Source organism: Streptomyces sp. CA-243310 (assembly GCF_050936775.1).
Taxonomy (GTDB): Bacteria; Actinomycetota; Actinomycetes; order Streptomycetales; family Streptomycetaceae; genus Streptomyces.
In genome coordinates, this window is the sequence record NZ_JBNJMF010000001.1 from 3,373,981 (window position 1) to 3,400,451 (window position 26,471).

Here is a 26,471-nt window from a genome sequence, read left to right on the forward strand (position 1 = left end):
CGCGGAGCCCCGGCCGCCGGATGCCGGGACGCGCGCGGGGCATCCGCTCAGGCGTCCGCCAGCGCCCGGGCCACCGCGGCCCGCGAGGTGATCCCGAGCTTGGGGAAGACCTTGTAGAGATGCCCGGCGACGGTACGCGGGGAAAGCCGCAACGCCGCGCCGATCTCCTTGTTCGTCAGCCCCGTGGCCACCAGACGCGCGATGCGCAGCTCCTGGGGCGTGAGCGGCTCACGGCCGGCCGGCCCGCCGTCCACCGACCGGCCCGCCGCGCGGAGTTCCTCCCGGCACTGCTCGGCCCACGGATCGGCCCGCAGCTCCAGGAAGGAGTGGTACGCCGTGCGCAGCACTTCCTCGGCCTCGTCCCGCCGGCCCCGCCGCCGCAGGCGGGAACCGTGGGCCAGCCGCAGCCGAGCCAGTTCGAAGACCCACCGGTCGGCGCCCGGTACCGCGTACGCGGCGGCGTACCGCGCGTCGGCGTCCTCGACGTCGTGCTCCTCCGAGCCGGCCGTCAGCGCGTCCGCCGCCGCGAGCAGGAAGGCGTGGTGTCCGGAAATCTCGCCGATCCGGGCCGCCCGCGCGGCGGTCACGTGGGCCACGGCCTCCGCCTGCCTCCCGCACCGTACGGCCGCCAGGACGAAGTCGAAGAAGGGCAGGTGGAACCAGGGCAGTCCGAGGGGCAGTTCACCCGGGGCCATCAACCGGCGCAGCCTGCCGTACGCCTCCTCGTACCGCCCGTGCGCCAGCGCGGCCAGCGCACCCAGATGGGTCAGGTGGTCCGTCACGAAACGCATCCCGGCCCTCTTCGCGGCGGGCTCGATCCGGGCCCGGGCCTCGCGCAGCCCCGCCTCGTCGCCCCTTCCCGCCAGGAAGTGGGCGTGGTAGTGACGGAACAACAACGCGTTGCAGTGGTAGCCGAGTTCCTCGGCGGCGTCCGCCTCCCGCAGGCAGTCCTCCGCCGTGTCCCAGCGGCCTCGCAGGAAATGCCGGTAGCACTTGGCCTTGGCGACGGAACCCTGGGTGGCGAACCCGTGTTGCCCGGCGAAGAGCCGCCACAGGCCGGAGTCCGCGCCGTCCACCGCACAGGCGGTCCAGAGCAGCAGCCAGGAGTGCCCCGCCTCCTGTCCCGACGCCATGCGCTCGGACATCGCCCGCAGCTCGCTCTCCACGCCGTGCGCGGTGCGGGGCGGATCGGCCCAGGCGCGGTGGCACAGGCGAGCGGCCGGGGAGACCTGCCCCAGGTGTGCTTCCAGGGCCCGCCGCCCCCGGGGATCGCCGGTGTACGCCGTGGCGAGCAGCAGTTTGAAGAAGGCCTGTTCCACCAGGTCGCCGAACGGTTCCCCGCCGGAGGCGGCCAGACCGGCGAGGGCCTGCGGCAACAGCGTGAACGACGAGTCGAAGTCCAGGTGATGGCTCTGGTCCACGTACACGACCGCGTACGCGAACAAGGGGGCGATGTCCGCCGGCACCGGACCCCGCTTGAGCTCGTCGACCAGCCGAGCCGTGTAGGGCAGTCGTCCGCCGCGCGCCGACATCACCGCGGCCAGCGTCAGGCGCCTCGCCCGGCTGTCGGGGTCGGTGCTGTGCGCCGCCGCCCGGTCCAGGAGCAGCGCCCCCTCCGCGTCGCCCCCGCGGAGCGCGAGCCGCGATCCGGCCTCCTGGAGCCGCGCGGCGAGCGGCTCGCCGGGGGCCTCGGCGGCGGAGGCCTCGTGCAGGAGGCGCCGTACGTCCCCCGGGGGCAGGTCCTCCGCCAGGGCCCGGTGAACGGCCCGCCGCTCCGCCTCCGAGGCCGAGGCGATCACCGCGCTGCGGACCAGCGGATGCCGGAACGCCAGTCTCCCGGAGTGGTCCAGCCGGGCCAGACCGCTCGCCTCGATGCGGTCGAGCACCTGCTCCGCCCGGTCCCCGCCGGCCGACCGCCACCACGTGCCCCCCTGTCCGGCGGACCCGTCCCCGCCGAGGGCGGCCTCCAGCAGCACCCTCGTCGTCTCCGCGGACAGCGACTCCAGACGCTGCGCGAACAACTGCTCCAGCCGCTGCCCGAGCGGCAGCCGCTCCGGCAGCGGCACCGTGCCCCGCCGGTGCTCCCGGCCCAACTGCCTCGGCAGTTCGGCCAGGGCGAGCGGATTGCCGGCCGCCTCGTCCACGACCCGCGCGGCCGTGGTCCCGGCCAGGCCCGGATGCCACTGGCGCAGCAGGGTGGCGGCGTCGTCGCCCGACAGCGCGTCCACGTCCACCGGATGGGTGGACCACCCCTCCAGAGCGGAACCGTCCGGGCGCGTCGTGAACACCATCACCAGCGGGAGATCGCAGATCCGGTGCCGCAGGAAGGCGAAGACGGCCCTGCTGGAGGAGTCCACACAGTGCAGGTCGTCCACCAGGATCAGCAACGGCCGGTGGCGCGCCGCCTCCGCGAGCAGCCCGAGCGCCGCCGCCCCGACCGTGAACCCTTCCGGCGGCAGGCCTTCCCGGATCCCCAGCGCACGGTCCAGGGCGGCCTGTTGATGTTCCGGAAGTGCCCGCGAGCCGCCCGGCAGTGTCCGCAGTACGTGCCCCAGCACACCGAAGGCGGTCGCCAGCTCTGCCTCCGAGCCGACGGCGCGCAGGACGGTGAACCCGGCCTCGGCGGCGCGTGCCGCCGTCCAGTCCAGCAGCGCGGTCTTGCCGATCCCCGCGTCACCCCGCAGGACGATCGCCGAACCGCCCGAACCGGACCGGGCGCTCCGCAGCGCCCTCTCCAGCAGCAGGCGTTCGCGCTGCCGGCCGACGAGACGCGGTCCGTCGCACCCGGTGTTCCCGGTGGCCACGGTGTTCTCGGTGACCACGGATCCTCCAGTCGGCCGGGGCGCGGGCCGGGCGTCTCGCTCACCGGAAGCGGCCGCCCCGGCCCCTTCCGCCCCGATCCGCCCGCGCGGCGGCGGCGTTCGAGTGCCACGCCATTATCCTGCACTCGTACGAGCGTGGCGACGACGCCCGAAGTTGCCTCAGCCTGCACGGCTGTTGCCCGTCCGTGCACTGAACGCCCCGCGCCCTACCCATCCGTACCGTCCCGGCGCAGGCTGAGGGCGAGGGCGGGCGCGTGGCGCGCGGCCCGGATTTCCGGCACAACGCCTCGGCCTCCGGGGCGACGCACAGACCAGGGGGCCGCATGAGCCTGACGTCCATGTCCCGAACCGCCGGCGCGGAACGATCGGACACGAACCCGAACCCGAACCCGAACGCGGGCAGCACGAACCCGAACGCGGGCACGGGGGCGGTCCCGGGAGCCGTGTCGGCCGGCGCGAGCCTCGCGGAGGCCTTCGCCCCCCTGGTCGTCACCGACGGCCAAGCCGCGTTCACCGGCCGGGTCGACTCCGGCACGCTGGGCTTCCTGCACGTGAGCACGGTCCGCGGTCCCGCCCGGACCACCCTCGCCCTGGACGCCGGGGGCGTGCCCGGCGGGCACCTCCTCCTGGGCGTCCTCTCCGACGGTCGGGCACGGTTGGTCCCCGGCGGCCCGGACACGCTCCCCGCCGGCCGGGGGGAAACGGGGGCGGCCCTGCGCCCGTCGGAGCTGTTCGTCCTGGACGGGTCGGAGCCGTTCGCCCTCCACGCGTACGAGGGGTTTCGCCTGCACCTCGTGCGGATCCCGTGCGGCTCCCTCGCCGTCACCGGTGAGCAGATCAGCGACCTGGTCCGCCGGGACCCGCCCCTGCGCGGGTCCGTGGCCCCGCTGCTCGCACCCCTCCTGCGGACCCTGGCCGAGCAGGCCCCGGGGTACTCGGCGCGCACGGCCCTGCACCTGGCCGGCAATGTCGCCGAACTCGTCGCCGCCCTGGCGGTCGAGGCGGGTGACAGCGGGGCACGGCCGGCACGGCGGCCCGAGCGAGAGGAACTCACCCGCAGGGTGCGCGCCCACATCGACGAGTCCCTCTGGGACCGCGGACTGTCACCGGTGACCGTCGCCGCCGCGCACCACGTGTCGATCCGCCATCTGCACAAGCTGTTCTCGGAACACGACAGCACGGTCGGGCGCTGGATCCAGCACCGCCGACTGGAGGAGGCGCGCCGGGAGCTGGCCCGGCCGGGGCGCGCCGACATCGGCGTGGCCGTCGTGGCCGGTCGTTGGGGGTTCGCCGGCGCGGCCCACTTCAGCCGCAGTTTCCGTACGGCGTACGGAATGTCGCCGAGCGACTGGCGCGACTCCCGGGTCCGGCCGGTCCGGCCCACGGGGTGACCCCGCCGGTGGAACCCCGGCCCCCGCCGCCCGCCGGCGGGAGCCCTGGGGGCGCCGCATTCCGTGCCGCGTCACGCTCGCGGGGGCGCGGCCTCCGCGGCGCCCAGGGCAGCCGCCCGCCACTGGCGCGGCGAGTGCCCGTACACGGCCTTGAAGGCCCGGCTGAAGTGCGCCGGGCTGCGAAAGCCCCAGCGCTGGGCCACCGCCGAGATGGACGGGCTCACCCGACCGCGCCGGCTCAGCTCACGCTCGCACTGCTCGACGCGCCGCCGGTGGACCAGCCTGCCCACGGTGATGTCCTCCGCCTCGAACAGCCGGTGCAGGTAGCGCACCGAGATGCCGTGGGCCGCCGCTATGCGTTCCGGGGACAGGTCCGGGTCGCCGAGGTGGCGATCGATGTGCTCCCGGACGGCGCGCAGCAGTGCCTCACGCCCCGGACACACGGGGCCGCTCCGCTCCTGCGGCCCCTCGTTGCACTCGTTCACGAGCGCGGCCACGAACTCCGTGACGACACCGCCCAGCCGCTCGCCCACCGTCGCGGACATCGCGTCGCCCGACGCGCCGAGACCGTGCAGCAGGGGCCCCAGCAAGGCCGCCACACCGTCCCCGCCGATCGGCACGACGCGCCCGAGGACGGGACGCAGGTCCGCCACCGAGAGCCCCAGCGCGTGCGCCGGCAGCCGGCAGAGCAGTACCGACGCCCCCGCGGCGCGCTCCAGTGCGAACGGCCGGCGCAGGTCGATCAGGGTCAGTTCGCCCGCTCCGACGGTGGCCGTTCGGCCGTCCTGGGCGACGGCGGTCGTGCCGTGCCGGGGGAGCACGACGGCGACGGCGTCCAGGGGCTCTCGCGCCACCGTCCGCGGCGTACGACTCAGCTGCGCGGGCGCCGCCTGCCAGAGGAGCAGGCGCAGGTATCCGAAGCCGCGACACCGGGGCGCGCCGGCCTCGGACCCCTGGGCCCGGGCGCCGGCCGAGACGGGCGCCAACCAGCGCGCGAGGTCGGCCGCGCCGTCCGTGTTCCGCTCCGCGTCGGCATCCGGTGGTGCGGCAGGTGCGGTGAGAGCACGCACGCAGACTCCCTTCGGCCGCCTCGGAGAACAACAGGACGCACGGGGGAGGGGGCGGCTGCCCTCCCGCGGTACTGCTTCGAGTCTGTGGCGCGGGCGGCGACGCCTGGTAGGTCATATGACTGCCGTCGGCGAGCGTGGCCACGGCCACGGCCACGGACACGGAGAGGGGCAAGGAGTGACCGCACCGGCTCTCGCCGCGCACCGCGTGCCCGGCGAACCGTGCACGCAGCGTCACGTACGGGCACGGTGCCGCCGTCGAAGTCCCGACCGGTGTTCCGTAGGGTGGGCCCGCCCCCGGTACCGCGGCATGACCGGATCCGGCACCGAGCGCCGGCCTGCCCGGCCGTGGGGGCCGTCAGGCCGCTCCGTCGAAGGCCCGCAGCCACGCCCCGTACAGGAGCCCCGTGCAGGAGTGCCCGTGAACAACGACGTCGAGGTCGCCCGACCGGGACCCGTTCTCGACCGCCAGGCCCGGGCCTTCGTGCGGCGCCACTCGTGCCCGACGGAACGCGACGGGCTCGACCTCGCGGCCTCGCGCGCCCGCCTGTCGGAACTCTGGGACGGCGGCGACGCGCCGCACGAACCCGACGTCGTGGAGGAGTGGCTGGCCGTCCCGGGTCCGGCGGGCCGGCGGACCCGCGTACGGATCCTGCGCCCGGCCGACAGCGACGGACCGCTGCCCGTGGTCCTCTACCTGCACGGACTGGGCTGGATGCTGACCGACGCCTACGCGCACCGGCACCTGGTCACCGACCTCGTCCTCGGCACCGATGCCGCCGTGGTCATCCCCGAGTACGACGTCCCGGGCGACGCACGCCACCCCGGCGCCGTCGAGCAGGCCCACACCGTCGCGCGCTGGATCGTCGGCCAGGGGGGTGATTGCGGTCTCGACGGGACCAGGATGGCCGTGATCGGCGTCAGCGCCGGCGCGCACCACGCCGCCGCCCTCACCCTGAGGGCCAACCGGTGCGGCGGGCCGCGCTTCCTCCAGCAGGTCCTGGTCTGCCCGGCGACCGACGCCGCGATGGACACCCCCTCCTACGAGGAGTTCGCCGAGGGTTACTTCCTGGGGCGCGCGGCGATGCGGGACTACTGGGAGCAGTACGCGCCCGACGCCGAGACCCGCGCTCAGCGTGCCGTCTCCCCGCTCAGGGCGCCGAGCGAGCAGCTCAGGGGGCTGCCTCCGGCACTGGTCCTCACCGCGGAGGCCGACGTGCTGCGCGACGAGGGCGAGGCGTACGCGGCCCGGCTGAGGGAGGAGGACGTCCCCGTGGTGTCGGTCCGCTACCAGGGCACCATCCACGGATTCGTCCTCTTCGACCTGCTCCGCGGCACGCACGCCGCCCGCGCGGCCCGCGTCCAGATCACTGACACCCTGCACATCGCCCTTCATCAGTACGGACGTTGAAGACCTGAGCCACCCTCTCGGAGTCGCCCGTACGCTGCCCGGAACCTGCGGCCGAGGTGACGCGCCCCGGCGAACCCGCACCGGGTCGTGACCGCCGGGAGGAGGCGGGTTTTGCATAGACATGCGTTTCGGTGCATACTCTTCCCATGTCTAAGGTTCTCACCTCCCTGCCCGCCGGCGAGCGCGTCGGCATCGCCTTCTCGGGCGGCCTCGACACCTCGGTCGCGGTCGCGTGGATGCGCGACAAGGGTGCCGTCCCGTGCACCTACACCGCCGACATCGGCCAGTACGACGAGCCCGACATCGGCTCGGTGCCCGGGCGGGCCCAGGCCTACGGGGCCGAGGTCGCGCGCCTGGTCGACTGCAGGGCGGCCCTGGTCGAGGAAGGCCTGGCCGCGCTCGCCTGCGGCGCGTTCCACATCCGTTCCGGCGGCCGTGCCTACTTCAACACCACCCCGCTCGGCCGCGCCGTCACCGGCACGCTGCTGGTCAGGGCCATGGTCGAGGACGACGTGCAGATCTGGGGCGACGGCTCGACGTTCAAGGGCAACGACATCGAGCGGTTCTACCGCTACGGTCTGCTCGCCAACCCCCACCTGCGCATCTACAAGCCGTGGCTCGACGCCGCCTTCGTCACCGAGCTCGGTGGACGCAAGGAGATGTCGGAGTGGCTGGTCGCCCACGGGCTTCCCTACCGGGACAGCACCGAGAAGGCGTACTCGACCGACGCCAACATCTGGGGCGCCACCCACGAGGCCAAGACCCTGGAGCACCTGGACACCGGCGTGGAGTCCGTGGAGCCGATCATGGGCGTGCGGTTCTGGGACCCCACGGTCGAGATCGCCCCCGAGGACGTGACGATCGGCTTCGACCAGGGCCGTCCGGTGACGATCAACGGCAAGGAGTTCTCCTCGCCGGTCGACCTGGTGATGGAGGCCAACGCGATCGGCGGCCGGCACGGCATCGGCATGTCGGACCAGATCGAGAACCGGATCATCGAGGCCAAGAGCCGCGGCATCTACGAGGCCCCCGGCATGGCCCTGCTGCACGCCGCGTACGAGCGCCTCGTCAACGCGATCCACAACGAGGACACCGTCGCCCAGTACCACAACGAGGGTCGGCGTCTCGGCCGGCTCATGTACGAGGGCCGCTGGCTGGACCCGCAGGCCCTCATGGTCCGCGAATCGCTCCAGCGCTGGGTCGGTTCCGCGGTGACCGGCGAGGTGACCCTGCGGCTGCGTCGCGGTGAGGACTACTCGCTGCTGAACACCACGGGCCCGGCCTTCAGCTACCACCCGGACAAGCTCTCCATGGAGCGCACCGAGGACTCGGCGTTCGGTCCGGTGGACCGGATCGGTCAGCTCACGATGCGCAACCTCGACATCGCCGACTCGCGCGCCAAGCTGGAGCAGTACGCGGGCCTGGGCATCGTCGGCACGGCCCGCCCCGCACTGGTCGGCGCCGCGCAGGCGGCCGCCACCGGCCTGATCGGCAGCATGCCGGAGGGCGGCGCCGAGGCCATCGCCTCGCGCGGTGAGGTCTCCGGCGACGACGAGCTGCTGGACCGCGCCGCGATGGAGTTCGGCACCGACTGATCCGGTCGCGGTTCCGGGACCCGGGTGGCGCGCACGACGGTGCCGCGTCGAAACCACCGGGGCGGTGAACGAGAAGTACGAGCCGGGCCCGCATGGCGGGCCCGGCTCCTTCATGTCGTGCGGCGGGCGCGCCTGGTGCCCACGGTCCGTCACCGCGAGGGGAGTTGCGGAGCCGCGTTGTCGAATGGCGAACTTTTACAGAAAACAGTCGGGATATGCCGTGTCTCGCACCGATATCCGGCGTCACGTGAAGAACACTTGTCGGCGGTCACGGGTCAACGGATATCCACGAAAGGAGCAATTCGAAGAAACAGGTCGGCTGTCTCGCATCCGAGTACGGAGGTATCACGATGCCCCACTCCACGACGGACGCACGTAAAGCCCCATTTCGCCGAAAAACCGCTCGACTCGCATCTCCGCTCCTGCTTCTCGTCACCATCGCGACCCCCGCCGGCACCGCGGTTCCGGCGCACGCGGCCCCCATCGAGGTGGCCCCCGCCTACGGCAACAAGGCATTGGCCGTGGCGGCTTCCAAAGAGGGCGCACCCTACGCGCGCGGCGCGACGGGCCCCGAACGCTTCGACTGCTCCGGATTGACGCTCTACGCCTTCCGGCAGGCCGGCAAGGATCTGCCCCGCACCGCCGAGCAGCAGTACGCACACACCCGGCCCGTCCCCTCCGTCCAACGTGCGGCGGGAGACCTGGTGTTCTTCCCCAAGGGCTCGACCGTGGGACACGTCGGCATCTACGCCGGCAACGACAAGCTGTGGCACGCGCCGCGTCCGGGCGCCTCGGTGCGCCTGGAACGGATCTGGACCGGCAACGTCCGCTACGGCCGCGCCACATGACGTTCCCGCCCCCTGCGCCGACTGCGGACGGCTCGCCGGGGACGGCGACAGGGAACTCCAACTCGCCCCACCGCACTGCTGGTTGCCGGCGACGGGCAGAACCTCGGGCAGGGGAGCGCGCGCGTGCGCGGCCGGCCCCTACCCGGCGCCCGCCCCGACGGTCGCGCGCGCCGGGTCGAGGGCGCCGGTCGCCGATCGGCCCGTCGCGTCGAACTCCAGCCAGGTCAGGCCCGCCGCCGTGGCGTCGAGGTGTCTCGCGGCCGTGCGCAGGCCGGGCGCCGAGAGGCCGGAGACCGCGTACGGGCGGAGCGGTGTGACCGCGTCGCGGAGCCGGTCCGCGGCCACCCCCGCGGCCGGCACGTCGGGGTGCGGCCCCGAGCAGTACGACGGTCAGGCCGCAACCGAGGCACAGCCCGATGAGTCGCTTCGTCGCCGAGTACGGACGCGAAACGGCGGGGGCGGCCATGGGCCGGATTCCAGGGCGGCCCTGCCGGCCCACGCGTCATCGCGCCTGTGTCGACGTCCCCCTGGTGTCGAGGTCCGGGTCGGCCGGTGGGGCCGACCCGGACGCCGCGATCAGACGAGGTCGAACCGGTCCAGGTTCATCACCTTGTCCCACGCGGCGACGAAGTCCTTGACGAACTTCTCCTTCGCGTCATCGCTCGCGTAGACCTCCGCGACCGCGCGCAGTTCGGAGTTCGAGCCGAAGACGAGGTCGGCGCGGGTGCCGGTCCACTTGACCTCGCCCGTCGAGGAGTCGCGACCCTCGAAGGTGTTCGCGTCCTGGGACGTCGCCGTCCACGTGGTGCCGAGGTCGAGCAGGTTGGCGAAGAAGTCGTTCGTCAGCGACTCGGGCGTCTTGGTGAGGACGCCCGCCGAGGACTTCTGGTGGTTCGCGCCGAGCACACGGAGCCCACCGACGAGGACCGTCATCTCGGGCGCGCTCAACGTCAACAGGTTCGCCCGGTCGATGAGAAGGTACTCGGCCGGCAGCCGGTTGCCCTTGCCGAGGTAGTTGCGGAAACCGTCGGCGGCCGGCTCCAGAGCCGCGAACGACTCCACGTCCGTCTGCTCCTGGGACGCGTCCACCCGGCCGGGGGTGAAGGGCACCCGCACGTCGAAGCCCGCGTTCTTGGCGGCCTGTTCGACGGCCGCGCCGCCGGCCAGCACGATCAGGTCGGCGAGCGAGACCTGCTTGCCGTCGGACCGGGCGGAGTTGAAGGTCTCCCGGACGCCTTCCAGCGTGCGCAGTACCGTCGCCAGCTCGTCGGGGTTGTTGACCTCCCAACCGCTCTGCGGTTCGAGCCGGATGCGCGCACCGTTGGCGCCGCCGCGCTTGTCGCTCCCGCGGAACGACGAGGCGGACGCCCACGCCGCGGACACGAGCGCGGACACCGACAGGTCCGAGGCGAGGACCCGGCGCTTGAGGTCGGCGACGTCCTCCGTGTCGACGAGCGCGTGCGTCACCGAGGGGAGCGGGTCCTGCCACAGCAGCGTCTCGGAGGGGACCTCCGGGCCGAGGTAGCGCACGATCGGACCCATGTCACGGTGCGTCAGCTTGAACCACGCGCGGGCGAAGGCGTCCGCGAACTCGGCCGGGTTCTCGTGGAAGCGCCGCGAGATCTGCTCGTACGCCGGGTCGACGCGCAGCGACAGGTCCGTCGTCAGCATCGTGGGCGCGTGGGTCCTGGACGCGTCGTGGGCGTCGGGAACGGTGCCCGCCCCGCCGTTGTCCTTCGGTCGCCACTGGTGCGCGCCGGCCGGGCTCTTGAATAGCTCCCACTCGTATCCGAAGAGGATGTCGAAGAAGGTGTTGTCCCAGGTCACCGGGGTGGTCGTCCAGATGCCCTCAAGGCCACTGGTGATCGCGTCGCCGCCCTTGCCGGTGCCGAAGCTGTTGCTCCAGCCCAGGCCCTGCTGCTCGATGGAGGCGGCCTCGGGGTCGTTGCCGACGTGGTCCGCCGGGCCGGCGCCGTGGGTCTTGCCGAAGGTGTGGCCACCCGCGATGAGGGCGACCGTCTCCTCGTCGTTCATTGCCATGCGGCGGAACGTCTCACGGATGTCGCGCGCCGCGGCGAGCGGGTCGGGGGTGCCGTTCGGGCCTTCGGGGTTGACGTAGATCAGGCCCATCTGGACCGCGCCGAGCGGGTTCTCCAGCTCGCGGTCGCCCGTGTAGCGCTCGTCGTCGAGCCAGGTGGTCTCGGGGCCCCAGTAGACGTCCTCGTCGGGCTCCCAGACGTCCGCGCGGCCGCCGGCGAAGCCGAAGGTCTCGAAGCCCATCGACTCCAGGGCGACGTTGCCGGTCAGGATCATGAGGTCGGCCCAGGAGATGTTCTGGCCGTACTTCTTCTTCACCGGCCACAACAGGCGGCGCGCCTTGTCCAGGTTGCCGTTGTCCGGCCAGCTGTTGAGGGGGGCGAAGCGCTGCTGTCCGGCACCGGCGCCGCCGCGGCCGTCGCTGATGCGGTAGGTGCCCGCGCTGTGCCACGCCATGCGGACCATGAACGGGCCGTAGTTGCCGAAGTCGGCGGGCCACCAGTCCTGCGAGTCCGTCAGAACCTCGGCGATGTCCCGCTTCACGGCCGAGAGGTCAAGGTTGTTGAACGCCTCGGCGTAGTCGAACTCCTCGCCGAGGGGGTTGGCCACGGCGGGGTTCTTGGCGAGGATCTTCAGGTTCAGCCGCTCCGGCCACCACTGGCGGTTTCCACCACCCTGCGTCGGGTGGGCGGCCCGCTCGTGCGCGACCGGGCAGCCACCTCCGCCCTCGTTCGTCTTCGCGTCTACGACGATTGCGTCATGGTTCTCAGACATGGGAATCCTTCCGGGCCAAGCGGATCTCGGTGCCAGGCAACTGTGGGCGGCGAGACAGCGAAACGATCGGGGTCAGGCCGCAGGGCGCGGGAGCGGCCGCCGGCGACCACACGGTGCGCGTGCCGAACCCGACCGACGCCCGGTCGGTCGGACGCGGCCCGGCTGCTGCGCGGGGGCGGTCCGTCACGTCGGTGTCTCCTGCGGTGCTGAAAATCTTCCTGTCCCTTGGCTGTCGACAGAACCGATCCTACGATGGACAGAGTCCAAGTCAAGAAGGGCACCAGACCCATATCCCATAGGATTCCGGACGGGCCGACGAACTCCGGGCTCCCACCGAACCTGAAAAGGCGAACCGATATGAGTGATCTGCTGGAGCGACTGCGGGGGCGTGGCTGGAGGATGACCTCCCAGCGACGTGTCGTGGCGGAGGTGCTCGACGGTGATCACGTGCACCTGACGGCCGACGAGGTGCACGCCCGCGCCGTGGAGCGACTGCCCGAGATCTCGCGGGCGACCGTCTACAACGCCCTCGGTGAGCTGGTCGTCCTGGGCGAGGTCAGGGAGTTGTCCACCGACGGACGGGCGAAGCGCTACGACCCCAACGCGCACCACCCGCACCACCACCTGGTGTGCTCCGGCTGCGGGACCATCCGCGACGTCCACCCGACCGGCAGCCCCCTGTCGGACCTTCCCGCGGAGGAGCGGTTCGGGTTCTCCGTCTCCGCGGTGGAGGTCACCTATCGGGGTCTGTGTCCTTCCTGCGCGTAGGCGTCCGCGATCGGGGCCGGCCTCGCACCGCTTGACGGAGGAGACCAAACATATGACACTCGAAGTGCAATAAGTATTCTCCTCCAGTGATCGAGGGGTCGACATGCCGACCACTGTCGAGACTCGCAGGCCCCCGGGCGTGGCACCGTCCGACCGACGCGCGGCGGAGCGGCCCCGGCCGCCCGCCCGGGCCCGGACGTGGATGTCCCGGCACGCCGAGGCCGTCGCGTACGCCGTGGCGGGCCTGGTCATGGGTGCGGTCTGGGCCCTCGGCGGTGACACTCCGCCCGCCGAGCACGCACTGCGCGTACTGGCCGTCCTCGCCGTGGCCGCACTGGCGATGACGCTGAACGGCCGCCGTCGGGCCCGAGCCGGGACGGCCCGCGACAAGCGGCTGGTCCTCTCGCTCCTGGCGGCCAAGGTGCTGCTCGTGGCCCTCGCGCTGCTACTCGATTGGATCCTGGGCGCGTGGCTCCCCGAGCCGAGCCTCGTCACCGCCGGCTGCCTGTTCGTCCTCGTGGCGGCGGGCGGGCCCACCCTGCACGCGAGGCTGTCCGGGCACGGTCACACCCCGCCCCCGGCCGGGGAGCGCCGTCCGGCGCCCGCCGAGTCCTCCGCCTGATCCGTCGCCGCCAGAAGGGCGTGCACCGAGGTCTCCATCGCGCGGTGCGCCGCGTCGACGTCGAGACCGCTGCTGCGCCAGTGGTACCAGGCGCCCCAGGTGGTCACCGCGTCCAGACCGTTGAGCAGGTCGGCCGCCCGGTCGGCCGGCGCCCGGTCGAGTTCCTCGGCGAAGACCGTCGCCAAGCGCTCGCGCGCCAGGTCCAGCACCTGTCGGGTGACCTCGTCGATCCGCTCGGACCGCCGCTCCAGGCGCATGGTCGTCAACTGGGCCGGTGTGATCCATTCCAGGATCCTGGCCCGCTGCTCCGTGAGGGCCGCGACCCGGGCGGTACGCGACCCCTCGGTCGGCAGGGGTCGGATCTGCTCGATCAACTGCTCCAGCCTGCGGGTGATGGCGGTTTCGATCAACTGGGCCATGTCCGCGAAATGGTGGAACACCAACCGGCGGGACACGCCCGCCCGCTCGGCCACGCGATCCGCGGCGAAATGTGTCTCCCCCTCGTCGAGCAGCGCCAGCACGGCGTCCGCGATCTTCACTCGCGACTGCCGTCCGCGTTCCGCGCGGCCGTCCGGAGCGCGGTCCTCTGCCTGCTGAGCCACGTGCTCCACCCTGCTTCCTCACGGCCGTCGATCGACAGGGGGATTGTCGCAAACGGCGGCCCGCCCCCGGGTGGGGTGTCCCGCGCGGAACGCCTCGCCCGTCGGTTCGCGGACGGCCCGTCGCCCGCCCCTCCCGAGCCAACCGTGCCGCGCGAGGCGGCAGTTCGGGAGTCCACGCAGTCCGGTTCCCGCCGTGGACACGCCCGGACCCACTCTCTATTGTTCGTTCGAACGAACAAGAAGGAGGATCTTGGGATGCGCATCACCGGATCGACCGTTCTCCTCACCGGCGTCACGGGTGGCATAGGCCTGACGCTGGCCCGCACGCTCACCGCGAAGGGCGCGAAACTCGTGATCACGGGGCGCCGGGAGGACGCCCTGAAGGCCGTGGCCGACGAACTCGGCGCCCGAGCCGTCCTCGCCGACCTCGCCGACCCGGACGACGTCACCCGTCTCGCCGAGGCGTGCCCCGAGACGGACATCCTCGTCGCCAACGCGGCCCTTCCGTCCAGCGGCGACCTGCTCGACTACACCCCCGAGCAGGTCGACCGCTCCCTGGCCGTGAACCTGCGCGCCCCCGTCATGCTGACCCGTCTGCTCGCACCCCGCATGGTCGAGGCGGGAAAGGGCCACATCGTGCTCGTCGGCTCGATCTCCGGGAAGGCCGCCACCAAGTCCTCCTCGCTCTACAACGCCTCGAAGTTCGGCCTGCGCGGCTTCGCGCTGGCCTTCCGCCAGGACCTGCGGGGCACCGGCGTCGGACTCTCGCTCGTCCAACCGGGATACGTACGGGACGCGGGCATGTTCGCCGCGACGGGATCGACGCCCCCCGGCGGGGCGCGGACGGTGTCGCCGCAGGACGTGGCTCGGGGCGTGACCCGTGCCGTCGAGCGCGATCTGTGCGAAGTCAACGTGGCCCCCTTGGAGTTGAGGCTGCTCAGTGCCATCGCCGGCCAGTTCCCGGCCTTCTCCGAGAAGGTGCAGCGCCGCGCGGGAGTGGACGGCGCCGTGAGCCGGATCGTGGAGGCGCAGCGCGGACGCCGGTGAGCGGACACCCGCGGGGCCGGCCGCCTACCGGGGGCCCCGCACAACGGTGGAACGGCCCCTCGGCGCGGGTGAACCCGCCCCTTGGGCCCTGGCGAGACGGGTCGTCCCGGGTGAGTCGCGTCGGGTGAGTCACGTCTCACCCGGCCGCTGCGACTTGTCTATGCAACGAGTTGCATAGAAGGATCGCACCATGGCGCTCGAACACGCGATCCTCGTCTCGCTGCTGGAGAAGCCGGGCTCCGGCTATGAGCTGGCCCGGCGCTTCGAGCGGTCCATCGGCTACTTCTGGACCGCCACCCACCAGCAGATCTACCGCGTGCTCAAGCGCATGGAGAGCGACGGCCTGCTCGCCGTCCGCGAGGTGCCGCAACAGGGCCGCCCGGACAAGAAGGAATACTCGGTCGCCGACGCCGGTCGCACCGCCCTCTCCGGGTGGCTGCACGAACCGATCGAGCCCGAGAGCCTGCGGCACGACCTCGCCGTGAAGATCCGCGGCGCGGCCTTCGACGACCCGGCCGCGCTCACACGCGAGGTCGAACGGCACCGCCAGGTACACGCCGACCGCCTCGCGCACTACCTCGCCGGTGAACGGCGCGACTTCACCGGGCCCGAGGCCCCCACGCCGCCCGACGCCGGGCAGGAACTGCAACACGTCGTGCTGCGCGGCGGCATCGCCTACGAACGCATGACCGTCGCCTGGCTCGACGACGTACTCGCCACCGTCCACCGGATCGGCGAGTCCTCCCACCCGGACGCCTGACCGCGCCCACCCCGCGCCCCGCTCCCCGACTCCGCACCTCCCCAGCCGTACCCCCGACCCCTCGGAAGGCGAACCTCCATGGCCGACCCGTTGCTGTTCAACCCGCGCACCTACGACCCGCAGCACTTCGACCCCGAGACCCGCAGGCTGCTGCGCGCCACCGTCGACTGGTTCGAGGAGCGCGGCAAGCGCCGGCTGATCGAGGACTACCGGTCCCGCGCCTGGCTGGGCGACTTCCTCGCCTTCTCCGCCAAGGAAGGCCTGTTCGCCACCTTCCTCACCCCGGCTTCCGCCTCCGCGCAGGAGGGCCGGCGCTGGGACACCGCCCGGATCGCCGCCCTCAACGAGATCTTCGGGTTCTACGGTCTCGACTACTGGTACGCGTGGCAGGTGACCATCCTCGGCCTGGGACCCGTCTGGCAGAGCGACAACGCCGACGCCCGCAGCCGGGCCGCCGAACTCCTCGACCAGGGCGAGGTCTTCGCCTTCGGCCTGTCCGAGAAGACGCACGGCGCCGACATCTACTCCACCGACATGCTCCTGGAGCCCGACGGCGACGGCGGGTTCCGGGCGAGCGGCTCCAAGTACTACATCGGCAACGGCAACGCCGCCGGCCTGGTCTCCGTCTTCGGCCGCCGCACCGACGTCGAGGGCCCCGACGGATACGTCTTCTTCGCGGCCGACAGCCGCCACCCCTCGTACGACCTCGTGAAGAACGTGGTCGACTCCTCGAAGTACGTCAGCGAGTTCCGCCTGACGGACTACCCGGTGACCCCGCAGGACGTCCTGCACACCGGCCGGGCCGCCTTCGACGCCGCCCTCAACACGGTCAACGTGGGCAAGTTCAACCTCTGCACCGCCTCGATCGGCATCTGCGAACACGCGATGTACGAGGCCGTCACCCATGCGCACAACCGGGTGCTCTACGGCCGCCCCGTCACCGCCTTCCCCCACGTGCGGCGGGAGTTGAGCGACGCGTACGTCCGCCTCGTGGGAATGAAGCTCTTCAGCGACCGCGCCGTGGACTACTTCCGCTCCGCGGGCCCCGACGACCGCCGGTACCTGCTGTTCAACCCGATGACGAAGATGAAGGTGACCACGGAGGGCGAGAAGGTCATCGACCTCCTGTGGGACGTCATCGCCGCCAAGGGCTTCGAGAAGGACACGTACTTCGCCCAGGCCGCCGTGGAGATCCGCGGGCTGCCCAAGCTGGAGGGCACGGTCCACGTCAACCTCGCGCTGATCCTCAAGTTCATGCGCAACCACCTGCTGGACCCGGCCGACTACGCACCCGTCCCGACCCGGCTCGACGCCGCCGACGACGCGTTCCTCTTCCGCCAGGGGCCCGCCCGTGGCCTGGGTTCCGTGCGCTTCCACGACTGGCGCACCGCCTACGACGCGTACGCCGAGCTCCCCAACGTCGCCCGACTGCGCGAGCAGGCGGACGCGCTGTGCGAGTTCGTCGCCACCGCCGCGCCCGACGAGGAGCAGAGCCGCGACCTGGACCTGCTGCTCGCCGTGGGCCAACTGTTCGCCCTCGTGGTCCACGGCCAGCTGATCCTGGAGCAGGCCCGCCTCACGGGCCTGGACGAGGACGTGCTGGACGAACTGTTCTCCGTCCTCGTGCGCGACTTCTCCGCGCACGCCGTCGAACTGCACGGCAAGGACTCCGCCACCGGGCAGCAGCAGGACTGGGCACTCGGCGCGGTACGACGTCCCGTCGTGGACGAGGAGCGCTCGGCGCGCGTGTGGGCGCGGGTCGAGGCGCTGTCGGGGACGTACGAGATGGCGCCGTAGTCGTCACCGCCGCCGAGTTCACCGCAGGTCGGTGGGCCCGGCGGCGGGGGAGCGCGTACCGGGTCACCGACCGGTCCGCGCCTCCGTCACTATGGTGGAGTGCACCGCTTCCGCTTTCCGCGCTACCTGCTCATATGGGTGTCCTGTACGGCCGCCAGCGTGACGGCCGTCATGGCCACCGTCGACTTCGTGACGGGCTCCACCCGACCGAAGCCCCCGGTCGCCCGGTCGGCGCCGACCGTGTTCCCCTCGTCGAGCCCGCCCGCGCCGGTCACCGCCTCCGCTTCCGCGTCCGTCTCGGCGAGCCCCTCCACCTCGCCCTCGGCTCCCGGCCCGCAGGCCTCCTCGGCGTCGCCGTCCGCCGCGAACACGCCGCGCCCGTCGGCGTCGAGCAGCCGCGCGAGCGCCTCCTCCACCCCGAGCGGCACCCCACGCACCACCCCGGCCCAGAGCTGCGAGCGGGGCGGCTCGGGTCCGCACACCATCCCGTCGACGGGCGGCAAGGCGACCGTGCGGTACGGAAGCGACGGGGTGTGTCTGATCTCCGCGGTTCCGGCGCCCGGATTCAAAGTGGCCACCGCCCAGTCCGCCGACGACACACTGACCGTCACCTTCTCCGGCAGCGGTCACCGTTCGCAGGTCACGGCGACCGTCGTGCCGTCGGCGCGGGCCACCGTGCGGGAGACGTCCTTCTGAAGCGACGGTCGAGCCCGCCGCGATCGAACGCCGGCGTGGTGACGGGCCGTCCGGTCGCCCTGAACGGCACCGGAAAGGGCACCCCATTCCGGTGACCGACATCCGGTGGAATGTCGGGAAAGGCTGTGGAGAATGACACCCGGCTCCTCGATTCCGGTCAAATGGACCGCTGGATAAGGTGTCCCGCATGCCCCGTGTACTCGTCGTCGAGGACGACCCCCGCATTCGCGCGTTCCTGATCGAAATACTCACCGAGCAGGGGTACGCCGTCCACAACACAGGCGACGGTTTCGGAGCCTTGCGGGAAATCACCCGGACGTCGTTCGACGCGGTCGTGCTCGACCTCGGGCTGCCGGACCTGGACGGCGGCGACGCACTCCGCATGATCAGGGGCATATCCCCGGTGCCCGTGGTGGTCGCCACCGCCCGCGACGACGAGGCGGAGATCATCAGGCTGCTCAACGCGGGCGCCGACGACTACCTGGTCAAACCGTTCTCGGGCGGCCAACTCGTGGCCCGCCTCTCCGCGGTGCTGCGCCGCACGACCGGAACGCACACCGCGGATCCGGCCGGCGCTCCCCGTCCCGCCGGCCCGGCCGATCTGATGCGGCCGGTGTCCGTCGGCCAATTGACGCTGGACCCCGTGGCCCGGACCGCCGTCCTCGCCGGACAGGAACTCCGATTCACCCGCCGCGAGTTCGATCTCCTGGCATTCCTCGCCCATCACGCGGGACAGGTCGTCTCCAAGCGTCGGCTCCTGAGTGAGGTGTGGCGCGAACCCTACGTGGACGACCAGACGGTCGACGTGCACCTCTCGGCAGTGCGCCGCAAACTCGGCGAGAGCGCCGCCGCGCCCCGCTATCTGAGGACCGTGCGGGGAGTCGGCATCAAAATGGTGGAGCCCCGTTGAGACGCTCCCTGGCGGGAGTGGCCCTCGCCGTCACCTCCATGGTCGCCCTCTCGTTCCTGATCCCGCTCGCCGTACTGGTCATGTCGTTGGCCCGGGAGCAGAGCATCACGGCCGCCGAACAACCGGCCGCCGCCATGGCGCCCATCCTGACCCTGACCACCGACCCCGACGACCTCCGGGAATCCATGGCGGGCCTGGACCGGTCGGAACACCTGGCCATCCACCTGCCCGACGCGCGCGAACTCGGCACCAGCCACGCCCCCGCCGAACTGCTCGAACGGGCCAAACAGGGACGGGAGTCCATCTCCCAGGACGTGCCCGGCGGCGGCTGGATCTTCCTCCAGCCGGTCGTGCTCCCGCACGACCGGGTCGCCGTCGTCGAGAACTTCGTCCCCGAGGACGACCTGACCCGGGGCGTCGCCGCCTCATGGACCGTGATGCTGGTCCTGGCGGTAGGCCTGCTCATCGGCTCGGTACTCGTCGCCGACCGCCTCGGCGCGAAGGTCGTCCGGTCCTCGAAGGAGCTCGCCCAGGCGTCCTACGTGCTGGGGGAGGGCAACCTCGACACCCGCGTCGTCCCCATGGGACCGCGCGAACTGCGCGACGCCGGAGTGGCCTTCAACGCCATGGCCGACCGGATGACCGAACTCCTCGCCATCGAAAGGGAACTCGTCGCGGACCTCTCCCACCGGCTGCGCACCCCGCTGACCGCCCTGCACCTCGCCACCGAACGGATGGGCCCGAGCCTGGAGTCCGGCAGGGTCGAGGCCGCGGTCGGCGCACTGGAGGCGGAACTCCAGGCGATCATCACCACCGCACGCACCCCGCTCGCCATGGGGCCGATGGGGCGCGCCCTGCGCGAGGCGGGCGACACGGGCGCCGCGACAGCGGCGGCCCACGGGAAGACGGCGGGGGAGCGGTGCGAGGCGGCCGAGGTGATCCGCCGCCGGGCGGGCTTCTGGGCCGTACTCGCCGAACAGCAGGGACGGAACTGCTCGTTGCGCATCGCCGAGGAGGCCACCACCGTCGACCTCGCCCACGACGACGTGGCCGCCGTCGTGGACGCCTTGGTGGGCAACGTGTTCCGGTACACGGACGACGGCACGGCGTTCACCATCGTCGTGGACCGCACCGCGCAGGCGGTGGAACTGCTGGTCGAGGACGCCGGTCCCGGCATCCCCGACCCGGACCAGGCGTTGACGCGCGGGAGCAGCACCGGCTCGACGGGCCTGGGGCTGGACATCGTCCGGCGGGCGGCGACGGCGACCGGGGGCACCGTGCGGATCGGGCGCGCCGCCCTGGGAGGCGCCTCCGTACGCGTCACCTTCGGCCTCTCCACCGGCTCCACCGACACCGCCCGGCGTTCCCTGCGCGGTCGGCGCCGACGCGGTGGCGGACGACAACAGGCGGACTGACCGGTCGGCCCCGACAGCGGCCGGCAGGGGCGGTCAGCGGCACGATCCGACACCGGCCGGAGGCAACGGAGTCTGAGCGGTTCCTTAAGGGCACCTGCGGGCTCCCTTCAGAGACCGCCCGGCGGCTCGTACGACTCGTACAGTCGTGCGGAGCCGCCCGACACCGGGGCGGCACCACGTCCGAGGCACGCCCCGGCGTGTGCGACACCCGCCCGTACGGAGGCCCCTGCCATGCGAACCCCCCAGCCCCGCATACCCGGCGGCCACCGTGCCGCGCGTCACCCGCGGGCCCGGCGCGTGGTCCTGGCCGCCGTGGGGACCCTGGCGGCCGGCACGGTGGGAGTGCTCGCCCTGGACTTCGCGGGCGACTCGGCGGGGAGCGCCCGCACGGTCGACTCCGACGTCCGGGCGGACTCCCTCCCGGCCGGAGGATCCGCGTCCGCGTCCGACTCCGCGACGACGCGGAGCGCAGGGCCGACGGAGTCCGCGTCCCCCACCGCGTCCGCCTCGCCGACCCCGACGACCTCGTCCGCCTCGCCGAAGGCCTCCGCGGCGACCCCCACGGCCACCGCCCCCCGTGACACGACCGAGAAGAAGGCGGCCCCCGCCGCCCCTGCCCCCGCCCCCGTCAAGCCGGCCGGCAGGCCCAGGAAGCCCGCACCGGCCGACCCCGTCCCGCCCCCCTCGGGGGCGGTCGCCCAGGTCATCAGCCTGGTGAACGCCGAACGCCGGCAGGCCGGCTGCGGCGACCTGACGGCGAACGCCAAACTGACCTCCGCGGCCCAGTCCTACACCGAGGTGATGGCCCGCTCCGGAGAGCTCTCCCACACCGGACCGGACGGATCCACCATGTCGGGCCGCATCAACGCGACCGGCTACAAGTGGTCCGCGACGGGCGAGAACATCGCCAAGGGGCAGGCGAACGCGACTGAGGTCATGGACTCCTGGATGAAGAGCCCCGGGCACCGCGCGAACATCCTGAACTGCAACTTCACCGAGATCGGCGTCGGGGTCGTGCAGGCCGGAGGCCCGTGGTGGACCCAGGACTTCGCCCGCCCCCAGTAGCGGGGCCACGACCCCGGCGGGGGAACACCGGCGCCCCGACCCCGGCGCACAGGTCCCCGCGCACCCGGTCTCCGCGCACCCGGTCTCCGCAACGGCTCCGCCGTGCCGGGACCGCGGGACGACCACGGCCGTCCGCACCGCTCCCCCGGTGCGGACGGCCCTTTCCGTGTGCGGCCCTTTACCCGATCCCGCCGAATGGCGTCCGGTAACCCGCGCAGGGTGACCTGAACGTTCCACGAAGAGTGTTCGAATTATCGAGCGCCGATTCCATTGCCTTGACCGTGAACGGTGTTCTCAGCAGCGACCTTTCCGAACGGGGGTCGCATCGAACACCTTTCCCCTTCGCCCACGTCATGGCGCATTATCGTTCCTCCGTCTGATGAACAACAACGAAACTCCGGACCAGTCGAGTTGGCCCCGTTAAGCTCCCGCCCATCGGTCATAAGATCCCCTCTTTCGATGGCTCGAGGAACTTGATGGCGCAAGAACATTCCCCACCCGCAGCCTCCTCATTCGAGGCAGGGATAAGCTGGACACTCCCCGCGATCGTGGTCGTGGCCGCGACCTGCCTGGTCGGCGCGCTGCTCTCCACCTCGGGGTCCGCCCCCGTCGTGTGGATCGCGATCGGCGGTGCCTGCACGGTCGCGGCGGTCGCGGAAGCGACGCTCCGCGGCCGGTCCGCGACCGCCCACCGCTCACAGGTCGCGGAACTCCTCACCGCCCTGCGGCGCCAGGAGGCCGAGACGATCCACCTCGCCGACGTACTGCTGCCCGAGGTGATCGACCGGCTGCGCCGGGGCGAGTTCCCCGACGACGTGCTGAACTCGCTCGTCGGCAACGCCGGACACGCCTCGCGCTGGAGCGCGGACACCTCCATGACACCGCAGTTCAAGACGGCCCTGCGGACCGTGCTCGCCCGTGTCGTCGACGCCGTGGACGCCGAGGAGAACCTCCGCGAGTCCGCGCAGCGCGCCTTCGTGAACATCGCCCGCCGCGTGCAGGCCATCGTTCACCAACAGGCCCAGGAAATGCGCGAGATGGAGGACCGGCACGGCAGCAACCCCGACGTGTTCGGCGACCTGCTCCGGCTCGACCACGGCACCGCCCTGGTCGGTCGACTCGCCGACTCGATCTCCGTCCTCGGCGGGGCCCGCCCCGGCCGCCAGTGGAGCCGGGCCGTCCCGCTCTACAGCGTGCTGCGCGGAGCGATGTCCCGCATCATCGACTACCAGCGCGTCGAACTCCACTCGGTCTCCGAGGTCGCGGTCGTCGGCCCCGCCGTCGAACCGCTGATCCACGCCCTGGCCGAACTGCTCGACAACGCCACCCGGTACTCGCCGCCCCACACCCGGGTGCACCTGACCGCCGTGGAGGTGCAGTCGGGCATCGCCGTGGAGATCGAGGACGGCGGGGTGAACATGAGCGAGGAGGCCCGCAAGCGGGCCGAACGGATGCTCGCCCAGGCCCAGACCGGCATCGACCTCAACGACCTCGGCGAGACCCCGCGCCTGGGCCTCGCGGTCGTCGGCCGCCTCGCGCAGGCCTACGGATTCCAGATCTCCCTGCGGTCCTCGGCCTACGGCGGGGTGCGCGCGGTACTCATCGTTCCCCAGGACCTCATCACCACGACGTCGGCCGCGACCGGGCTCGCCCACGGCATCGGCGCGTCCTCCGGTCCGCGGGCCGTCGCCCCCAGCCCTCGGCAGCACCCCGTGGACCACCTCTCGGCGCAGAACTCCGCGCCGCTCCCGCCGGCCGCGGCCCGCACGGTGCCCCCGGCCCGCCCCGGCCGCGGCGACGACGCCGTTCCCGTCACCGAGCGCACCCCCACCGGCCTGCCCCAGCGGCGGCGCAAGGACCGGGAGGTCGCGCCCGACGCGCCGTACGGGTTCTCCTCGCGGACCCCGACGGAAGAGGCGGCGCCCGGCATGTGGCTGGAGGCATTCCACAACGGTCTGTCCGGCACGTCGGGCGGCGACGACGATGGCCCGGGCCCAGCGAACAAAGGGACGTAAGCAGTGATGCAACAGCGAGTCAGCAGCCTGGACTGGATGCTCAAGGACCTGGCCTCCGGAGTCCCACAGACACGTCACGTGATCGTGCTGTCCGCGGACGGCCTGTGCGTGGCCCAGTACGGGGCCGAGATCGACACGGCGGACCGGCTGGCGGCCGCGTGCGCGGGCCTGCAGAGCCTGGCCGGTGCCGTCGCCTCCGAACTGCCCCGCTCCGAGGGACGGATGCGGTTGGTCGTCATCGAGATGGACGGCGGCTTCTTCTACCTGATGGCCGCCGGTTCCGGCTCCTACCTGGCGGTACTGGCGGACGAGGGCGTGGACGCCGGCTTGATGGGCGCGCAGATGCGCGACCTGGTGAGCCGGATTGGAGAGCACCTGAGCACCCCGCCCCGACACGACGGGCACACCGCGTGAGCGAGCCCCCCGGAGGATGGGAGGAGGAAAGCCCCGAGAGGCTGTACGTCATCACCGGTGGCCGCAGCGGATCGTCCACCTCCACCCGCCTGGACCTCGTCACGCTCGTGGTCGCGAAGGCGGGCACGCGCCCGGAGATGCAGCCCGAGCACGCGTCGATCCTGCGGATGTGCCAGGCACCGCTGTCGGTGGCCGAGATCTCGGCCTACGTCGGCCTGCCCGTGAGCGTGGTCACCGTCCTGATCGGCGATCTCCTGGCGGGCAAACAGGTCCAGGTGCGCCCGCCCGTGCCCGTCGCCAAACTTCCCGACATCGCTCTGATCGAGGCCGTGATCGATGGACTACAGAAACTCTGACCTGCCGGCCGTCGCCGGTCCCCGGCACGAGGACATACTCCCGCAGTCGACGGCCACCGCCGTCAAGATCGTCGTCGTCGGCGGCTTCGGCGTGGGCAAGACGACCATGGTCGGCGCGGTCAGTGAGATCAGGCCGCTGACCACCGAGGAGACGATGACCAAGGCGGGCATCGGCGTGGACGACACGCGCGGGGTGGGTCGCAAGACCACCACGACCGTCGCCATGGACTTCGGCCGGATCAGCATCAACGACGAACTCGTGCTCTACCTGTTCGGCACCCCGGGACAGGAGCGCTTCTGGTTCCTGTGGCGGGGACTGTTCGAGGGCGCGCTCGGCGCCGTCGTCCTCCTCGACACCCGCAGGCTGGAGATCAGCTTCGACGTGATCGGTCGGCTGGAGGAGCGCGGCGTGCCGTTCGTCGTCGCCGTGAACTCCTTCCCGGACGCGCCCGAGCACCCGCTCGAAGAACTCCGCCAAGCCCTGGACCTGCCCCCCACGGTCCCCATCCTCGTCTGCGACGCCAGACGCCGGGGCTCGGCCCGCGACGTCCTGTTGACCCTCATGCGCTACCTGCACTCCCAGGCAGCAACCACGGAGGCACTGTGAGTACCAATCCCACCCCGCCACCCGGGTGCCCCGCGCACGCCGGGGCGACGCCCGGCGGGCTGCACCGGCTCGACGGACCCGAGGCGGCGTCGGACCCGGCGGGTCTGTACGAGAAGCTCCGCGCGGAACACGGCCCGGTCGCCCCGGTCCTCGTCCAGGGAGAACTGCGGGCCTGGCTCGTCCTCGGCCACCGCGAGAACCTGGACGTGGCCCGCACCCCCTCCCGGTTCGCCCGCGACCCCCGGGGCTGGCGCGACATGCGGGAGGGCAGGGTGCCGGCCGACACCCCGCTGGGCCCGATGGTCGCCTGGGTACCGGTGTGCAACTTCACCGACGGTCCCGTCCACGAACGGCTGCGCGGCGCCGTCGTGGAATCCCTGCTGCGCTTCGACAGACGAGGCATCCGCCGCCACGTCACCCGCTTCGCCAACCAGCTGATCGACCGGATCGCGGCCGACGGACGCGCCGACCTGGTCGCCGCCTTCTCCGACCAACTCCCCATGCTCGTCATGACCCAGCTCGTCGGCGCACCCGAGGAGCACGGCCCCCGCCTGGTCAAGGCGGCCCGCGACATGCTGCAAGGGACCGAGACGGCCCTGGAGAGCGACCGGTACGTCACCGCGACCCTGGAACAACTGGTGCACGCCCGCGCATCGGTGCCCGCCCGAGACCTGGCGTCCTGGCTGCTGGAGCATCCGGCGGACCTCACCGACACGGAAGTGCTCATGCACCTGCGCGTCGTGCTGATCGCGGCGTACGAGACGACCGCCAACCTCATCGCGAACACCCTGCGGACGGTCCTGACCGACCGGCGTTTCCGCGCCAGCCTCTCAGGCGGCCACATGACCCTGCCCGACGCGCTCGAACAGGTCCTGTGGGACGACCCGCCGATCAACACCATCATCGGGCGGTGGGCCACCGGGGACACCCGGCTAGGGGGGCGGGACATCAAGGCCGGTGACATGCTGCTGCTCGGCCTGTCGGCGGGCAACGCGGATCCGCAGATCCGGCCGGACCCCGACGCGTCCGTACACGGCAACCGTTCACACCTCGCCTTCAGCAGTGGCCCCCACGAATGCCCGGGCCAGGACATCGGCCGGGCCATCGCGGACACCGGCATCGAAGTGCTGCTCAGTCGACTTCCCGACCTGCAACTGGGTGTCGCAGAAAGCGAGTTGCGCTGGCGCGGCACGCTCATGTCCCGGCACCTGCTGGCCCTGCCGGCACGGTTCACACCGCGCCCACTGGACGACGGCTCGGTGTCGAATGGCCAACGCCCCTTCCCGGAGCAGGCCGTCGGACACCCGCCGCACGTCCCCACCGCGCCCGTCCCGCCGCGGCCGACGACGATGCCCGCGACCTCCGCCACCCATCGCAGGCCGAGTTGGTGGCGACGACTCCTCGGACTCGGCTGAGCCCCGTCCGACCCGTCCGACCCGTCCGACCCGGGGC

At 72.2% G+C, this 26,471-nt stretch carries 24 protein-coding genes; 18 read left to right on the forward strand and 6 right to left on the reverse strand.

The window, feature by feature from the left end; translation table 11 throughout:
• Positions 1–47: 47 nt before the first annotated feature.
• A complete protein-coding gene (locus ACQEVM_RS14840) occupies positions 48–2,822 on the reverse strand; it encodes an AAA family ATPase (protein ID WP_433078763.1) in 2,775 nt (924 codons plus the stop codon).
• A gap of 338 nt (positions 2,823–3,160) precedes the next feature.
• Between ACQEVM_RS14840 and ACQEVM_RS14845 the strand changes: the two genes are divergently transcribed.
• Positions 3,161–4,213 carry a helix-turn-helix domain-containing protein gene (locus ACQEVM_RS14845; protein WP_433078765.1) on the forward strand — a complete coding sequence of 351 codons (1,053 nt, stop codon included), beginning with the start codon at positions 3,161–3,163 and terminating at the stop codon, positions 4,211–4,213.
• A gap of 71 nt (positions 4,214–4,284) precedes the next feature.
• Here ACQEVM_RS14845 and ACQEVM_RS14850 read toward each other — a convergent pair whose 3' ends face one another.
• Positions 4,285–5,283 carry a helix-turn-helix domain-containing protein gene (locus tag ACQEVM_RS14850; RefSeq protein ID WP_433078767.1) on the reverse strand — a complete coding sequence of 333 codons (999 nt, stop codon included), beginning with the start codon at positions 5,281–5,283 and terminating at the stop codon, positions 4,285–4,287.
• Between the two features lie 418 nt (positions 5,284–5,701).
• Here ACQEVM_RS14850 and ACQEVM_RS14855 point away from each other — a divergent pair, with 418 nt between their 5' ends.
• The 3 genes from ACQEVM_RS14855 to ACQEVM_RS14865 all read left to right on the forward strand — a co-directional run bounded on the left by ACQEVM_RS14855 (position 5,702) and on the right by ACQEVM_RS14865 (position 9,134).
• Positions 5,702–6,691, forward strand: coding sequence for an alpha/beta hydrolase (locus ACQEVM_RS14855; protein WP_433078769.1), 990 nt, complete (start codon positions 5,702–5,704; stop codon positions 6,689–6,691).
• 146 nt (positions 6,692–6,837) lie between these two features.
• Entirely contained in the window at positions 6,838–8,286 is a 1,449-nt protein-coding gene (gene argG / locus ACQEVM_RS14860) for an argininosuccinate synthase (protein WP_433078771.1), read from the forward strand.
• Positions 8,287–8,807: 521 nt separating this feature from the next.
• On the forward strand, positions 8,808–9,134 hold the full coding sequence (locus tag ACQEVM_RS14865) for a C40 family peptidase (protein WP_433078773.1): 327 nt from the start codon (positions 8,808–8,810) through the stop codon (positions 9,132–9,134).
• Positions 9,135–9,272: 138 nt separating this feature from the next.
• On the opposite strand, the gene ACQEVM_RS14870 is transcribed toward ACQEVM_RS14865, so the two are convergent.
• Positions 9,273–9,494 (reverse strand): hypothetical protein, encoded by a 222-nt coding sequence (locus ACQEVM_RS14870; RefSeq protein ID WP_433078775.1) that lies wholly within the window; start codon positions 9,492–9,494, stop codon positions 9,273–9,275.
• Positions 9,495–9,710: 216 nt separating this feature from the next.
• Positions 9,711–11,945: a catalase/peroxidase HPI gene (katG, locus tag ACQEVM_RS14875; protein ID WP_433078777.1), complete on the reverse strand. Its 2,235-nt coding sequence runs from the start codon at positions 11,943–11,945 to the stop codon at positions 9,711–9,713.
• A gap of 357 nt (positions 11,946–12,302) precedes the next feature.
• Between katG and ACQEVM_RS14880 the strand changes: the two genes are divergently transcribed.
• On the forward strand, positions 12,303–12,713 hold the full coding sequence (locus ACQEVM_RS14880) for a Fur family transcriptional regulator (RefSeq protein ID WP_433078779.1): 411 nt from the start codon (positions 12,303–12,305) through the stop codon (positions 12,711–12,713).
• A 103-nt stretch (positions 12,714–12,816) separates the two neighbouring features.
• Entirely contained in the window at positions 12,817–13,335 is a 519-nt protein-coding gene (locus tag ACQEVM_RS14885; RefSeq protein WP_433078781.1) for a hypothetical protein, read from the forward strand.
• Here ACQEVM_RS14885 and ACQEVM_RS14890 read toward each other — a convergent pair.
• Complete coding sequence (locus tag ACQEVM_RS14890; protein WP_433078783.1) at positions 13,278–13,937, reverse strand: TetR/AcrR family transcriptional regulator; 660 nt, start codon at positions 13,935–13,937, stop codon at positions 13,278–13,280. The genes ACQEVM_RS14885 and ACQEVM_RS14890 overlap by 58 nt on opposite strands.
• Before the next feature lie 255 nt (positions 13,938–14,192).
• Here ACQEVM_RS14890 and ACQEVM_RS14895 point away from each other — a divergent pair, with 255 nt between their 5' ends.
• From ACQEVM_RS14895 to ACQEVM_RS14905, 3 genes are all read left to right on the forward strand, one after another.
• Positions 14,193–14,984, forward strand: a complete 792-nt coding sequence (locus ACQEVM_RS14895) for an SDR family NAD(P)-dependent oxidoreductase (protein WP_433078785.1) — start codon at positions 14,193–14,195, stop codon at positions 14,982–14,984.
• Positions 14,985–15,174: 190 nt separating this feature from the next.
• On the forward strand, positions 15,175–15,744 hold the full coding sequence (locus tag ACQEVM_RS14900; protein ID WP_433078787.1) for a PadR family transcriptional regulator: 570 nt from the start codon (positions 15,175–15,177) through the stop codon (positions 15,742–15,744).
• Between the two features lie 78 nt (positions 15,745–15,822).
• Positions 15,823–17,541 (forward strand): acyl-CoA dehydrogenase family protein, encoded by a 1,719-nt coding sequence (locus tag ACQEVM_RS14905; protein WP_433078789.1) that lies wholly within the window; start codon positions 15,823–15,825, stop codon positions 17,539–17,541.
• Positions 17,542–17,663: 122 nt separating this feature from the next.
• Here ACQEVM_RS14905 and ACQEVM_RS14910 read toward each other — a convergent pair whose 3' ends face one another.
• Positions 17,664–18,119: a hypothetical protein gene (locus ACQEVM_RS14910; RefSeq protein ID WP_433078791.1), complete on the reverse strand. Its 456-nt coding sequence runs from the start codon at positions 18,117–18,119 to the stop codon at positions 17,664–17,666.
• Between ACQEVM_RS14910 and ACQEVM_RS14915 the strand changes: the two genes are divergently transcribed.
• From ACQEVM_RS14915 to ACQEVM_RS14955, 9 genes are all read left to right on the forward strand, one after another.
• Positions 18,112–18,237 carry a hypothetical protein gene (locus ACQEVM_RS14915; RefSeq protein ID WP_433078793.1) on the forward strand — a complete coding sequence of 42 codons (126 nt, stop codon included), beginning with the start codon at positions 18,112–18,114 and terminating at the stop codon, positions 18,235–18,237. The two genes, ACQEVM_RS14910 and ACQEVM_RS14915, sit on opposite strands and share 8 nt — an antisense overlap.
• A gap of 187 nt (positions 18,238–18,424) precedes the next feature.
• A complete protein-coding gene (locus ACQEVM_RS14920) occupies positions 18,425–19,147 on the forward strand; it encodes a response regulator transcription factor (protein WP_433078795.1) in 723 nt (240 codons plus the stop codon).
• Positions 19,144–20,562 carry a HAMP domain-containing sensor histidine kinase gene (locus ACQEVM_RS14925; RefSeq protein WP_433078797.1) on the forward strand — a complete coding sequence of 473 codons (1,419 nt, stop codon included), beginning with the start codon at positions 19,144–19,146 and terminating at the stop codon, positions 20,560–20,562. The genes ACQEVM_RS14920 and ACQEVM_RS14925 overlap by 4 nt, the downstream gene beginning before the upstream one ends.
• Before the next feature lie 231 nt (positions 20,563–20,793).
• Positions 20,794–21,627 (forward strand): CAP domain-containing protein, encoded by an 834-nt coding sequence (locus tag ACQEVM_RS14930; protein ID WP_433078799.1) that lies wholly within the window; start codon positions 20,794–20,796, stop codon positions 21,625–21,627.
• Positions 21,628–22,103: 476 nt separating this feature from the next.
• The gene (locus tag ACQEVM_RS14935) at positions 22,104–23,642 is read left to right on the forward strand and encodes a sensor histidine kinase (RefSeq protein ID WP_433078801.1); all 1,539 of its coding nucleotides are present in this window, start codon (positions 22,104–22,106) and stop codon (positions 23,640–23,642) included.
• A gap of 6 nt (positions 23,643–23,648) precedes the next feature.
• The gene (locus tag ACQEVM_RS14940; protein WP_351371370.1) at positions 23,649–24,056 is read left to right on the forward strand and encodes a roadblock/LC7 domain-containing protein; all 408 of its coding nucleotides are present in this window, start codon (positions 23,649–23,651) and stop codon (positions 24,054–24,056) included.
• Complete coding sequence (locus ACQEVM_RS14945) at positions 24,053–24,412, forward strand: DUF742 domain-containing protein (RefSeq protein WP_433078803.1); 360 nt, start codon at positions 24,053–24,055, stop codon at positions 24,410–24,412. The genes ACQEVM_RS14940 and ACQEVM_RS14945 overlap by 4 nt, the downstream gene beginning before the upstream one ends.
• Complete coding sequence (locus tag ACQEVM_RS14950; RefSeq protein ID WP_433078805.1) at positions 24,393–25,019, forward strand: GTP-binding protein; 627 nt, start codon at positions 24,393–24,395, stop codon at positions 25,017–25,019. The genes ACQEVM_RS14945 and ACQEVM_RS14950 overlap by 20 nt, the downstream gene beginning before the upstream one ends.
• Positions 25,016–26,434, forward strand: coding sequence for a cytochrome P450 (locus ACQEVM_RS14955; RefSeq protein WP_433078807.1), 1,419 nt, complete (start codon positions 25,016–25,018; stop codon positions 26,432–26,434). The genes ACQEVM_RS14950 and ACQEVM_RS14955 overlap by 4 nt, the downstream gene beginning before the upstream one ends.
• The last annotated feature ends 37 nt before the right edge of the window (positions 26,435–26,471 follow it).

Coding starts and splice junctions, on each gene's coding strand:
- ACQEVM_RS14845 (WP_433078765.1), top strand. CDS start 3,161: ATGTCCCGAACCGCCGGCGCGGAACGATCGGACACGAACCCGAACCCG.
- ACQEVM_RS14940 (WP_351371370.1), top strand. CDS start 23,649: ATGCAACAGCGAGTCAGCAGCCTGGACTGGATGCTCAAGGACCTGGCC.
- ACQEVM_RS14880 (WP_433078779.1), top strand. CDS start 12,303: ATGAGTGATCTGCTGGAGCGACTGCGGGGGCGTGGCTGGAGGATGACC.
- ACQEVM_RS14895 (WP_433078785.1), top strand. CDS start 14,193: ATGCGCATCACCGGATCGACCGTTCTCCTCACCGGCGTCACGGGTGGC.
- argG (WP_433078771.1), top strand. CDS start 6,838: ATGTCTAAGGTTCTCACCTCCCTGCCCGCCGGCGAGCGCGTCGGCATC.
- ACQEVM_RS14905 (WP_433078789.1), top strand. CDS start 15,823: ATGGCCGACCCGTTGCTGTTCAACCCGCGCACCTACGACCCGCAGCAC.
- ACQEVM_RS14920 (WP_433078795.1), top strand. CDS start 18,425: ATGCCCCGTGTACTCGTCGTCGAGGACGACCCCCGCATTCGCGCGTTC.
- katG (WP_433078777.1), bottom strand. CDS start 11,945: ATGTCTGAGAACCATGACGCAATCGTCGTAGACGCGAAGACGAACGAG.
- ACQEVM_RS14935 (WP_433078801.1), top strand. CDS start 22,104: ATGGCGCAAGAACATTCCCCACCCGCAGCCTCCTCATTCGAGGCAGGG.
- ACQEVM_RS14950 (WP_433078805.1), top strand. CDS start 24,393: ATGGACTACAGAAACTCTGACCTGCCGGCCGTCGCCGGTCCCCGGCAC.
- ACQEVM_RS14885 (WP_433078781.1), top strand. CDS start 12,817: ATGCCGACCACTGTCGAGACTCGCAGGCCCCCGGGCGTGGCACCGTCC.
- ACQEVM_RS14900 (WP_433078787.1), top strand. CDS start 15,175: ATGGCGCTCGAACACGCGATCCTCGTCTCGCTGCTGGAGAAGCCGGGC.
- ACQEVM_RS14930 (WP_433078799.1), top strand. CDS start 20,794: ATGCGAACCCCCCAGCCCCGCATACCCGGCGGCCACCGTGCCGCGCGT.